Here is a 12,531-nt window from a genome sequence, read left to right as displayed (position 1 = left end):
GCGCCGGTGCCCGATGCGGCGGCGCCGGTGTCAGGCCGGCAGATAAGCGAGGCGCACATAGATCGGCGCGAACGGCTCGGCCTGGGTGATTTCGACGAGCGACTCGCGGCACAGTTCGAGCACGGCGATGAAATTCACCACCACGACCGGCACGCCCCTGGTGGTGTCGAACAGGTCGGAGAACTCGATGAAGCGCGCGTTCTGCAACTGCCGCAGGATCGAGCTCATGTGCTCGCGCACCGACAACTCCTCGCGCGAAATCTTGTGATGCTGAACCAGCTTCGCGCGCTTGATCACGTCGGCCCACGCGGCGCGCAGATCTTCGCTGTTCACGTCGGGAAAGCGCGGCGTGATGCTTTGCTCGATGTAGACCTCGGCGCGCAGGAAGTCGCGCCCGAGTTGCGGCAGCTGGTCGATGCGCTGCGCAGCGAGTTTCATCTGCTCGTATTCGAGCAGGCGGCGCACCAGTTCCGCGCGCGGATCTTCGGCCTCTTCGCCGCTGTCGGCCTTCTTCACGGGCAGCAGCATGCGCGACTTGATCTCGATCAGCATCGCGGCCATCAGCAGATACTCGGATGCGAGTTCGAGGTTGGTCTGGCGTAACTGGTCGACGTAACCGAGGTATTGCACCGTGACGTCCGCCATCGGGATGTCGAGCACGTTGAAGTTCTGCTTGCGGATCAGATACAGCAGCAGATCCAGCGGTCCTTCGAACGTTTCGAGAAACACCTCGAGCGCGTCCGGCGGGATGTACAGGTCCGTCGGCAGCTTGAAGAGCGGCTCGCCGTACAGGCGTGCAAAGGCGATGCCGTCGACGATGTCGGGCGTCGAATCGGTGGCGGGCGCGGCCAGCGCAGCGTCGGCGGGGGCCGCCGGCGCGCCGTGTGCCTCGTCGGCGTGGCTCACGCGCTTAGAAGTTTTGATAGTACGAGTAAGGCGTCTGTTCTACGCGCGACGCTTTCTGCTCGGCGCGTTCTTCCAGATCGATCGGCTGCTTGTCCCACAGCAGCGCACGGCCGCGGCGTTGCTCGGCTTCCAGATTGGGCTTTTGTTGCTTGAGCTGGTTCAGGAACTGGGTGATGTCCGATTGATACATGGCTCGACGTCCGTGGGTGGGTGAGGTGGCCGCTGCCCGGCGGAAACCCGGGGCGCGGCGCCGTTATTCTGGAATTTTACCGCATGCGCCGCGTGCGGTCGAAAAACGGCGACAGCGGCTCGTTTAGAGGGCTCGCGGCCGCTCCGATGTGGTCAAATAGCATGCCTTGCCCGCCGCCGCGCGGCCGGGCGAAAGCAAGAATTCATCAACCAAGGCCGGAGGTCCTGCTTGGCGGGGTGTGCGATCGACAAGCCGCATCTGCGGCGCGGCAACGCCGGTGCGGGGCGCGGGCGTGCTGCGCCCCCAGCGCTCGTATTGCGCTGGCTGCGCGCGTGGCTGGCCTTTGGCATCGTCGTGCTGACGCTGACCGCCGGCACCGCACAGGCCGCGCGCGCGCCGGCCAGCTACAAGGTCGACGTGGTGGCCACGCCGCGCTCGCTGCGCAAACTGCTCGAGCAGCATCTGGATATTGCCCGCTTCGCCAAACGCCCCGACATCAGCGAAGACCAGTTCGCGTTCCTGATTACCGCCACGCCGCAGCAGGTGCGCGATCTGGCCGCGACGCAGGGCTATTTCACGCCGGTCGTGCGCACCGACGTGCGCACCGTCGACAACACGCGCCGCGTGACGGTGAATGTCGAGCCGGGCCCGCAAACCATCGTCAAGTCGGTTGAGCTAACGTTTCGCGGCGCGGTGCTCACCGAGGACCAGGCGCAGGAAGACGCCACGCGCTTCGCGTTTTCGCTGCACGAAGGCCAGCCGTTCACGCAGGGCGACTGGGACGACGCGAAGAACGCGTCGCTGCGGGTCCTGCAGTCGCGCCGGTATCTCGCCGCGAAGATCTATCACTCCGAGGCGCTGATCGATCCGCGCACGCGCGAGGCCAGGCTGTCGGTCGTCTACGATAGCGGACCGACCTTCACCATGGGCCAGCTGGACGTGTCGGGCACGCGACGCTATCCGGAATGGATCGTCCACAACGTCAATCCGATTTCCCCCGGCGATGTCTACGACACGCGCCGCGTGGCCGAATTGCAACGGCAGTTGCAGAACACGCCGTACTTCGCTAGCGTCGCGATCGACCTCGACAACGACCCGGCCAAGCCGGTCAACACGCCGGTCCACGTCAAGGTGTCCGAATTTCCGTTCCACAGCTTTCGCGGCGGCGTAGGCTATTCGACCGACAACGGCCCGCTGGTGCAGGGCGCGTACTCGTATCTGAACACGTTCGGCAAGGCGTGGCCGTTCACGGTCGAAGGCCGCGCCGACAAGACCCAGCAGTACGGGCAAATCCAGTTGTCGATGCCGCCGGGGCCGCGCGCGTGGACCAATAGCGTGCTGGCGTCCTACACCACCACCGACGTGTCCGACACGCGCATCTACAGCATCCGGGGCGGCGTGCAGCGCTCCCGCACCTCGCAGTTCCTCGACTACAACTACTCGCTCCTGTACTACCAGGACCGGCTCGACCAGAACACGGCGCCGCCCACCACGGCCCACGCGCTGGTGCCGGGCTGGTCGTGGACCCGCCGCGACACCGACGACCCGCTGTTCCCGCGCCGGGGCAACCTGATCCACGTCGAGGCGGGCTTCGCGGTGAAGGGTGTGCTGACCGACCAGACGTTCATCCGCGGCTACGCGCGCGGTCAGCAGTACCTGCCGATCGGCCACGACGACATCGTGCTGATCCGCGCCGAGTTGGGCGGCGTGTTCACGAGCGGCGGTTCGAGCGGAATTCCGGCTTCGCTGCTGTTCCGCGCGGGCGGATCGAACTCGGTGCGCGGCTACGGTTTTCAGAGCATCGGCAATAACGTCGGCGGTTCGGTGCTACCGACCAAATATCTGGTCACGACGTCGGCCGAGTATCAGCACTGGTTCTCGCACAATTGGGGCGCGGCCGCCTTCTTCGACATCGGCACCGCCACCGACACCTGGGGCGAAAAAGTTTTTTACCCCGGCGCCGGCGTCGGGGCGCGCTGGCGCAGCCCGGTCGGTCCGGTCAATGTCGACCTTGCCTACGGGATCCGCAACCACAGCGTGCGGCCCTATCTGACGCTGGGCATCGCTTTCTGATGAAAAACCGCTTCGACATGAATCACGCATGACCACGGACGCAGCCGACCCACCTTCCGCGCAGCCGCCCGGCGCCAATCCGCCCGGCCAGCCGCCGCCCCCCGAGCCGCCGCCCAGGCACAGGCTCGGCCGCGTGCTGCTGAAAACGTTCGCGTCGACGGTGGCCATGCTGGTGCTGCTGCTCGCGCTGGTGGCCGGCCTGCTGTACGGCGCGCTGACCACCGAACGCGGCACCGCCTATGCGTGGCGGGCGGCGGTCAAGCTGCTGGACGGCAAGCTCGGCGGCACGTTGGAAGGCGGCACGCTGGCCAATGGCGTGCAACTGCGGCAAGTGCGCTGGCGCAGTCTCGACGGCAGCGGCACCGATATCCAGATCGACCGTGTGGCGGGCCGTTGGGCACTCGCCCGCGAGCCGTGGCGCTTCACCGTCGACTATCTGCACGTCGGCACGATCGACGCGCGGATCGGCGCGTCGTCGTCGACCAGCAGCGAGCCGCTGAAGCTGCCGCAGGACCTGCGCTTGCCGATGCAGCTCGAGATTCGCGACGTGCAGGTCGACACGCTGCTGCTGCATCAGGGCGCGTCGACGACCGAGCTGTCGCGCTTCGCGTTTCATGGACGCAGCGACGGGCGCCATCACGAGGCCGCGATCGAGCGGCTCGACACGCCGTTCGGAGCGGTGACGGCGTCGGCGAAACTCGACGGCGTGCGGCCGTTTCCGCTGACCGGCGAGGTCGGCTATTCGGGCAAGGTCAACAACGAGGCGGTGGCGGTGGGCGGCCATCTGAGCGGCTCGCTCGAACAGCTGGTCGCCGAACTCGACGCCACCGGCATGAAGCTCGCCGGCCATGCGCGGGTCGAGGCCACTCCGTTCGGCGCCGTGCCCCTGCAACGCGCGACGCTGATCTTCGATCACGTCAATCCGCAAGCCTTCGCGCCCGGCGCTCCGCTGGCCGATCTGGCCGTGCGCGCGGATTTGCAGCCGGTGGAGCAGGGCGGGGCGGGGGCGGTTGTGCTGGGCGCGAGCGGGGTCGGGGCGGCGAGCGCGGCTAGCGGTGCGGTGATGGGCGGCGCGACGGGTGCAGCGAGTGCTACTAATGGGACGGTTGCGGGCCGCACGGCCAGCGGCGCAAGGGCGCTGGCAAGCGCCGGCAAACCCGCCAGTGCTCCCGCTAGCGCTGCCGCCCAAAGCGGCGCCGCCACCACGGACAATGCTGCCAGCCTCGCGCAGCCTCCTGCCACCCGCCACGGCCGGCACGGCGCCGCGTCCCAGGCCGACGGCCAACGCGCGGCGGCCTTCGCGGTCGCCGGGCACGTGTCGATCGTCAACGCCAAGCCCGGCGCGATCGACCAGAACCTGCTGCCGCTGATCGACGCCAACGCCGATGTGCGGCTCGACGCCCACGCGCAGCATCTGTCGAACCTGAATGTGCGGATCGTGAGAAACGCGAAGATCACCGGCGGCGGCACGTTGACGGGCCGGCGCGGGCAATTCGATCTGCGCGTCGCCGGACTCGACCTGAACGCGCTGCAAGCGACAGTGCGGCCCACGCAGCTGTCCGGGTCGGTCGGCATCCGCCTGAACGACGACATCCAGAGCCTCACGCTCGATCTCGCCGACCCGCGCGCCGCGTTGCGCGCCCAGGGCAAGGTGACGTTCGACCCCGCCCGGATGAGTTTCAACGACGTGCGCATCACGTCGGGTCGCGGTCGCATCGACCTGTCCGGCGCGCTCAAGCACGACGCGAATTCCACCTACAACCTGAAGGCGCAGCTGACCGATTTCGACCCGCTGACGCTGACTTCGCAGTTGCCGGCGCGCACGCCGGTGACGGCGCCGTCACCGGCGACGGGCAGCGCCCCGCGTGCGCGGACCGCGCAGACCGTGGCCGAGGCGGGCAGCACCGCCGGCGCGAAAAGCGCGGCGCCCGGCGACCAGGCCGCCGCGATGGCGAAAAACACCGCCAAAGCCGCAGTGCAGACCGAAGTGATCGAGCGCAAAACGCCGCCGCCCGCTCGCGGCGCGGCGCGCGGCGCACCGCCCGCACCGCCCGCACCGCCCGCGCGCAAGATCGAAGCGCGCGTGAACGGCACGCTGACCGCGGCCGGCATGCTCGGCCCGGTCTTTACCACCAAGGCCGAATTCAAGCTCGGCCCGAGCGTCTACGACAACCTGCCGCTGACCGGCGGCGGCACGATCCAACTGGCCGGCTCGCGGATCTTGCCGAGCCGCGCGAATCTGTCTGTGGCGGGCAACCAGGTCGATCTGCAGGGGAGCTTCGGAGCGAGCGGCGACCGGCTGCGGTTTCGCGTCGATGCACCGCAGCTCGAGCGGCTCGGCTTCGGCCTCGCGGGCCTCGTCGCCGCCGATGGCGATATCACCGGTTCGTTCGCGCATCCGAACGTCGTGCTGCACTACATGGCCGACAGCGTGGTGTTCGGCAGCAATCGCCTCGGCCATGCGCAAGGCCTCGCCGAGTTGCGCGACGGCGCGAACGGCGCGCTCGCCTTCACCACCGAGGCGCGCAATCTCAGCGCGGGCGGCGTCGATCTGGCTACACTCACGGCGCGCCTGTCCGGCACGCGCGCGAATCACACGCTCGAAGCCGCCGCGACCGGCAAGCTGCAGGACCGTCCGCTGGATCTGACGCTCGCCGCCAACGGCAAGCTGACCGAAGCGCGCGACGGCACGCGCTGGGACGGCACGGTCACGCGTCTGCAAAACAAAGGCACCCCGGCGCTGAATCTCGAATCGCCGCTCGCCGTGAGCGCCGCGCCGAGCCGGCTGACGCTCGGCGCAACCCGCCTGAGCATCGAAGGCGCGGTGCTGAGCCTGAAGTCGTTCGCGTTCGATCACGGCAAGATCCAGTCAGCGGGCAGTTTGACGGACGTTTCGCTCGCGCACTTGCAGGAGCTGCGCCGCGAACTCACGGGGGAGCCGCCGCACGTCAGGACCGATCTGGTATTCGACGGCGACTGGGACTTCTCGCTCGGCGCCACCGCGACCGGCCACATCCAGTTGCGGCGGCGCAGCGGCGACGTGACGGTCGAAATCGGCCGCGGCCTCGCGTCGATGGGGATTGCCGACATCAGCACGCGCGCCGAATTCACCGGCGGCAACCGGCTCAACGCGACATTGCACGCGCAGGCGAGCCGGCTCGGCGTGATCGACGCCGACGCGCACACCACGCTGGTCATGCGCGACGGCCTGTTGACCTTCAACGAGGAAGGCGCGCTGTCGGGCAACGTGAAAGCCGATGTGCCGTCGCTGCAAACGACCGGCGGCCTGTTCGGCCCCAGCTATCTGCTCGACGGGCACCTCGCGCTCAGACTCGCGCTCGGCGGCACCGTCGCCAAGCCGAGTCTGACCGGCTCGCTGATCGGCGACGGGCTGTCCGCGACGATGGTCGACCAGGGCGTGCAGTTGAAGGACGGCGTGGTGCGCATCGCGCTGTCGCAAAATCTGGTGGACTTCCAGCAGGTCGAGTTCCGCGGCGCGAGCGGCACGCTGCGCGCCAGCGGCCGCGTGCGCCTGGACGGCGCGGAGCCGGACCTGACCGCAAGCATCGTCGCGGACAAGCTCGAACTGTTCGCGGCGCCGGACCGCAATCTGTCACTGTCGGGCAGCGCGAGCATTGCGAATGGCGGCGCGGAGCGTGGCATGGCGATCAACGGCAAATTCGTCGTCGATCACGCGTTGTTCGATCTGCCCGAGCAGGCCGCGCCGCGCCTGGGCGACGACGTGGCGGTGATCCGTCCGGACGGCACCCTATCAGGCGGCCGGCCGCGTCCGGTGGAGGGCGGCACTCAGCCGGTCAGCCCGTTCGCGCCGCGCGCCAATATCGACCTGAGTCTCGGCAATGATTTCCACTTCCGCGGGCAGGGCGCCGATCTCCGCCTGACCGGTACGATCACCGCGATGAGCGCGCCGAACACGCCGCTGCGCGCGGTCGGCAACGTGCGCGTCACGCAGGGTTCGACCTACACCGCGTTCGGCCGCAAGCTGACCATCGAGAACGGCTTCTTCACGTTCAACGGCCCGGTGACGAACCCCGGCGTCAACATTCTCGCGATGCGCCGCAATCAGCAGGTCGAAGCGGGCGTGCAGGTGACGGGCACGGTGCAGTCGCCGGTGGCGCGGCTGGTGTCGGAGCCTAGCGTGCCGGATAACGAAAAGCTCTCGTGGCTGCTGTTCGGCCACGGCACCGATCAGGGCAATAACCTCGGCCAGCAAAGCACGATGACGACGGCGCTCGCGCTGCTCGGCAGCACGACCGGCCAGCGGATCGCGCAGACCGTCGGGCTCGACGAGTTTTCGATTGGGCGCAGCGACGTCGGGCTGACCGATCCGCAAGTGGTGATGGTGTCGAAGGCGATCAACGAGTGGCTCGTGATCGGTTATGAGCAAGGGTTGCAGTCGGCGAGCAACGCGATCAAGGCGACTATCAACCTGACGCGCTACTGGTCGGTGGTGGCTTACGGCGGCACGTTCTATGGGGCCGACGTGCTGTACACGCGGCGGTTCGACCGGTTCAAGTCTCTGTGGTGATGCTGCCGCAGGATGCGGCGGCTCGCCCGGCAATAGCACGCGCCCAAAAAAACGGCACGCTTTTCAAAGCGTGCCGTTTTTTCATGCGGGGTTCGCGGCGCAAAAGCCCGCGACCGACGCCCGCGCGCGTTACTTCACGCGCATGCCCGGCTTCGCGCCGCTATCGGGTTCGAGCACGTACAGGCCCGGTTCGGCTTTCTCGTCGGTGGCCGAGGCCGCCAGCACCATCCCTTCGGACAGGCCGAACTTCATCTTGCGCGGCGCGAGGTTCGCAACCATCACCGTCAGCTTGCCGACCAGTTGCTCCGGCTGATACGCCGACTTGATGCCGGAGAACACGTTGCGGGTTTTCTCCTCGCCGACGTCGAGCGTGAGTTGCAGCAGCTTGTCCGAGCCTTCCACCGCCTTGCAGTCGACGATCTTCGCAATGCGCAGATCGATTTTCGCGAAGTCGTCGATCGAGATCACGCCGGGCGTTTCGTCGTTGCTGGCAGCCGTGGCCGCGGCTTTGGCCTTCGCCTTGGTCTTCGCGTCGGCGGGCGCCGCCGCTTCCGGCGTAGCTTGCAGCGAATCGCGATTGGCCGCGAGCAGCGCTTCGATCTGCTTCGGATCGACGCGCGTCATCAGATGCTTGTACGCGTTGATCGGGCGCGCTGAACTGAGCGGCACGTTGGCGTCGGCCCACGCGAGCGGCTCGATGCCGAGGAAAGCCTCGACCGCTTCGGCCAGCTTCGGCAGCACCGGCTTCAGCGCGAGCGACAGCAGGCGGAACGCCTCGACGCTCACGCTGCAGGTTTCATGTAGCGCGACCCCGTTCGCCGGGTCTTTCGCCTGATCCCACGGCTTGGCGGTGTCCACGTACGCGTTGACCGCGTCGGCCAGGTCCATGGTGTGGCGCAGCGCGCGGTTGTACTCGCGCGCCTCGTAGTTCGCGGCGATCTGCGGCACGGCGGCGCGCAGCGTGGCGAGCAGCGGGTGCTGCATCGCGCTGTCCTGTACGCGGCCGTCGAAGCGCTTGATCAGGAACCCGGCCGCGCGGCTCGCGATGTTCACGTATTTGCCGACCAGATCGCTGTTCACGCGTGCCTGGAAGTCGTCGAGGTTCAGGTCGAGGTCTTCCATCGTGCTGTTGAGCTTGGCCGCGAAGTAGTAGCGCAGCCATTCCGGATTCAGGCCCGTGTCGATCACGCTTTGCGCCGTGATGAAGGTGCCGCGCGACTTCGACATCTTCGCGCCGTCCACGGTCAGGAAGCCGTGCGCGAACACGTTGGTCGGCGTGCGGTGGCCCGAGAACTCCAGCATGGCCGGCCAGAACAGCGTATGGAAATACAGGATGTCCTTGCCGATGAAGTGGTACTGCTCGGCCTTCGAACCCTGGCGAACCCACGCGTCGAAGTCGAGCCCGCGCTTTTCGGCAAGGTTCTTGAAGCTCGCGTAGTAGCCGACCGGCGCGTCCAGCCACACGTAGAAATACTTGCCCGGCGCACCCGGGATTTCGAAGCCGAAGTAGGGCGCGTCGCGCGAGATGTCCCAGTCGGCGAGCCTGGCCTCCCCGGCGTGGCCGAGCCATTCGCGCATCTTGTTGGTAGCTTCCGGCTGCGCCAGGCCGCCGACCCACGCGCGCAGGAAATTCTCGCAGCGCGGATCCGACAAGCGGAAGAAGTAGTGCGTCGAGGTCTTGCGGATCGGCGTGGCGCCCGAGACGACCGAGTACGGATTGACCAGTTCGGTGGGCAGGTAGGTCGAGCCGCATACTTCGCAGCTGTCGCCGTACTGGTCTTTCGCGCCGCATTTCGGGCATTCGCCCTTGATGAAGCGGTCCGGCAGGAACATTTCCTTGACCGGGTCATACGCCTGTTCGATCTCGCGCGCCTCGATCAGGCCCGCTTCCTTGAGCGCCAGATAGACGTTTTCACTGAGAACGCGGTTCTCTTCGGAATCGGTCGAGTAGTAGTTGTCGAACGAAATTCCGAAGCTGTCGAAATCGCGCTTGTGTTCCTGCCACACGCGGTCGATCAGCTGCTTCGGCGTGACCCCTTCTTTTTCCGCGCGCAGCATGACCGGCGTGCCGTGCGTGTCGTCGGCGCCCACGTAATAGACCTCGTGACCGTGCATTCGCAACGTCCGGACCCAGATGTCCGTCTGGATATATTCGACCAGGTGGCCGATATGGATTTGCCCATTCGCATACGGAAGGGCGGACGTGACGAGAATCTGGCGACGGCTCGACGGCGCGCCTGCGGAGAGATCGGTTGGGGGTGCTGACATAAGGATGGCGGGAGCCTGCGGTGGGACGAAAGGTTGATTCTAGCAGGGCGGGCGCCCGACGCGGGATGGGCTGCGCGGGCGCGCAGCGGGGCTGTCGCGGCGTGAACGGGGGTGACACCCGGGTGCGGAAAGTGCGAAAACAGGGTTCGAAAGCCGAGGTGCGAAAACCGAGCGCCCAAAAAAAACCGGGGTGATTAAACCCCGGAGCAACAACGACAAGAGGAGAATGGTGACGCGGCGGCTTCGCCAGCCACGTACCGTAAAGACAGACCGCGGATTTTCGGCAGAGTTCGAAATTTTTTTCGTCCGCGTGCGAGATTTCCTTTCCGGCGCTTTTTACGGCCGCGCCGGGCGGCGGAGGCGAGCTTCGGCGCCCGGCTTCGTCACGCTCCTGAAGCCTTGTCCTTATTGCGTTGCGTGTTGCGCGGTGGCGCGCAGATAGATTTCCACGCGACGGTTCGTCGCGCGACCGGCTTCGGTGTTGTTGTCGGCGATCGGCTGGTTCGGGCCCATACCGGTCGCGGACAGGCGCTGCGGCGCGATGCCGCGTTGCGCGAGGTAGCCCGTCACGCTTTGCGCTCGGTTGACCGACAGCGTCTGGTTATACTGCAGCGAGCCGGTGCTGTCCGTGTGGCCGACCACCGCGGCGACAACTTCCGGATTCTGCTGCAAGGTTTGCGCGAGCTGGTCCAGCACAGGTGCGAACGACGGCTTGATCGCGTAGCTGCTGGTGTCGAACGTAACCGAGCTCGGGATGTTCAGCTTGAGCGAGCCGTCCGGCTGCTCGGTGATTTCCGTGCCGGTGCCCTTGGTGGCGCCCGACAGGCGGTTGTGAATGTTTTGCCAGTTGTAGCCGGTAATGCCGCCGACCGCCGCGCCGACGCCCGCACCGATCGCCGCGCCCTTGCCGCCGCCGAAGATGGCGCCGAGCGCCGCGCCCGTGCCGGCGCCTACGCCCGTGCCGACGGCGGTGTTGGTGCCCTGTTGAGTGGCGCAGCCAGCCAGCAGGGAGCCGGCGACGGTGAACACAGCCACGCGAGTCATGATTTTTGCATTCATTTTGAATTCCTCTTGAGTGAAGCGAACAATCCAGCGGGTAACGAGTTACCAACTACATAAATCCTACGCCTTTCTTCGGCCCGGTCCGACAGCGAAGAAGGGTCTTCCGGCAGGGCTTGGCGTCAGCCACTACAATAGGGCTTGAAGTACCGAGTGATGCGACCCCCATGGCGTCCAGCCTGCCCGAAGGGTGCCCGGCACGCCTGGTTTTCGCAATGCCGTCTAACAATTTCTTTCAAATTCCGGCGCGGGGCTGATGCATCGATTCCACCGCGCCTCTACGTGCCCCCACGGAGTGTCAATGAGTATCGATCGGGCTTTGGTCGACGCTGCCCTCGCAGCCGTCACTGACCCCAACACCGGCTTGCCGTACGCGGCCGCCAAAAATATCAGGAACGTGGCCGTGGAAGGCGACACCGTCAGCCTTCAGGTGGTGCTCGGCTATCCGGCGAGAAGCCAGTTCGAGGCGATCCGCACACAGTTCGCCGACGCGCTGCGCGCCGTGCCGGGCGTGGCGAACGCGCGCGTCGAGGTGTCCCAGCAAATCGCCGCGCATACCGTGCAGCGCGGCGTGAAGCTGCTGCCGGGCGTGAAGAATATCGTCGCGGTGGCGTCCGGCAAGGGCGGCGTCGGCAAGAGCACGACGGCCGTGAATCTGGCGCTGGCGCTGGCGAGCGAAGGCGCATCGGTGGGCGTGCTCGACGCCGACATCTACGGCCCGTCGCTGCCGATGATGCTCGGCATCACCGGCCGTCCCGAGTCGCCCGACGAAAAGTCGATGAACCCGATGGCCGGCCACGGCCTGCAGGCCAACTCGATCGGCTTCCTGATCGAGCAGGACAATCCGATGGTGTGGCGCGGCCCGATGGCCACGTCGGCGCTCGAACAGCTATTGCGTCAGACAAACTGGCAGGACCTCGACTACCTGATCGTCGATATGCCGCCGGGCACCGGCGACATCCAGCTGACCCTGTCGCAGCGCGTGCCGGTGACGGGCGCGGTGATCGTCACGACGCCGCAGGACATCGCGCTGCTCGACGCGAAGAAGGGTCTCAAGATGTTCGAGAAGGTCGGTATTCCGATCCTCGGCATCGTCGAGAACATGGGCATGCATATCTGCTCGAACTGCGGCCACGAAGAGCACATTTTCGGCGCCGGCGGCGGCGAGCGGATGGGCAAGGAATACGGCGTCGACGTGCTCGGCAGCCTGCCGCTCGACATCCGCATCCGCGAGCAGGCCGACTCGGGCAAACCCACTGTCGTGGCGGACCCGAACGGGCGGATTGCGGAGATCTACCGTTCGATCGCGCGCAAGGTGGCGATCCATATCGCCGAGCGGGCTCGCGACATGACGTCCAAGTTTCCCAACATCGTTGTGCAGAACACCTGAGCAGCCGTTCGGACAAGGGGCCGAGGCGTCTATTTGCGCCTGGTCTCGCGGTATCATGTCGACTTCACAGGTTCGGCCCGTGGGCGGCCCCGGCGG

The 12,531-nt window shown here is 66.7% G+C and carries 7 protein-coding genes; 3 read left to right on the top strand and 4 right to left on the bottom strand.

What is annotated here, in order from left to right; genetic code table 11:
- Window positions 1-30: 30 nt before the first annotated feature.
- Together P0D89_RS28170 and P0D89_RS28165 are read right to left on the bottom strand one after the other, a co-directional pair.
- Window positions 31-906, bottom strand: coding sequence for a segregation and condensation protein A (locus P0D89_RS28170; protein ID WP_408354604.1), 876 nt, complete (start codon window positions 904-906; stop codon window positions 31-33).
- Window positions 907-910: 4 nt separating this feature from the next.
- Window positions 911-1,096 (bottom strand): DUF3460 family protein, encoded by a 186-nt coding sequence (locus tag P0D89_RS28165; protein ID WP_007175923.1) that lies wholly within the window; start codon window positions 1,094-1,096, stop codon window positions 911-913.
- 228 nt (window positions 1,097-1,324) lie between these two features.
- Between P0D89_RS28165 and P0D89_RS28160 the strand changes: the two genes are divergently transcribed.
- Entirely contained in the window at window positions 1,325-3,169 is a 1,845-nt protein-coding gene (locus tag P0D89_RS28160; RefSeq protein WP_408354601.1) for an autotransporter assembly complex protein TamA, read from the top strand.
- Window positions 3,170-3,197: 28 nt separating this feature from the next.
- A complete protein-coding gene (locus tag P0D89_RS28155; protein WP_408377546.1) occupies window positions 3,198-7,718 on the top strand; it encodes a translocation/assembly module TamB domain-containing protein in 4,521 nt (1,506 codons plus the stop codon).
- Between the two features lie 129 nt (window positions 7,719-7,847).
- Here P0D89_RS28155 and metG read toward each other — a convergent pair whose 3' ends face one another.
- Window positions 7,848-9,986 (bottom strand): methionine--tRNA ligase, encoded by a 2,139-nt coding sequence (metG, locus tag P0D89_RS28150; protein ID WP_408370178.1) that lies wholly within the window; start codon window positions 9,984-9,986, stop codon window positions 7,848-7,850.
- Between the two features lie 405 nt (window positions 9,987-10,391).
- Entirely contained in the window at window positions 10,392-11,045 is a 654-nt protein-coding gene (locus P0D89_RS28145; RefSeq protein ID WP_408370181.1) for a YiaD family glycine zipper/OmpA-like lipoprotein, read from the bottom strand.
- A 301-nt stretch (window positions 11,046-11,346) separates the two neighbouring features.
- Between P0D89_RS28145 and apbC the strand changes: the two genes are divergently transcribed.
- Window positions 11,347-12,435 (top strand): iron-sulfur cluster carrier protein ApbC, encoded by a 1,089-nt coding sequence (gene apbC, locus P0D89_RS28140; RefSeq protein ID WP_408370184.1) that lies wholly within the window; start codon window positions 11,347-11,349, stop codon window positions 12,433-12,435.
- Window positions 12,436-12,531: the final 96 nt, after the last annotated feature.

This window comes from Paraburkholderia sp. RL18-085-BIA-A (assembly GCF_046027075.1).
Lineage (GTDB): Bacteria > Pseudomonadota > Gammaproteobacteria > Burkholderiales > Burkholderiaceae > Paraburkholderia.
Note: the sequence above shows the minus strand (reverse complement) of the source record. Positions and strands in the feature narration are given on the sequence as shown.

Coding starts and splice junctions, on each gene's coding strand:
- P0D89_RS28165 (WP_007175923.1), bottom strand. CDS start 1,096: ATGTATCAATCGGACATCACCCAGTTCCTGAACCAGCTCAAGCAACAA.
- P0D89_RS28155 (WP_408377546.1), top strand. CDS start 3,198: ATGACCACGGACGCAGCCGACCCACCTTCCGCGCAGCCGCCCGGCGCC.
- metG (WP_408370178.1), bottom strand. CDS start 9,986: ATGTCAGCACCCCCAACCGATCTCTCCGCAGGCGCGCCGTCGAGCCGT.
- P0D89_RS28145 (WP_408370181.1), bottom strand. CDS start 11,045: ATGAATGCAAAAATCATGACTCGCGTGGCTGTGTTCACCGTCGCCGGC.
- apbC (WP_408370184.1), top strand. CDS start 11,347: ATGAGTATCGATCGGGCTTTGGTCGACGCTGCCCTCGCAGCCGTCACT.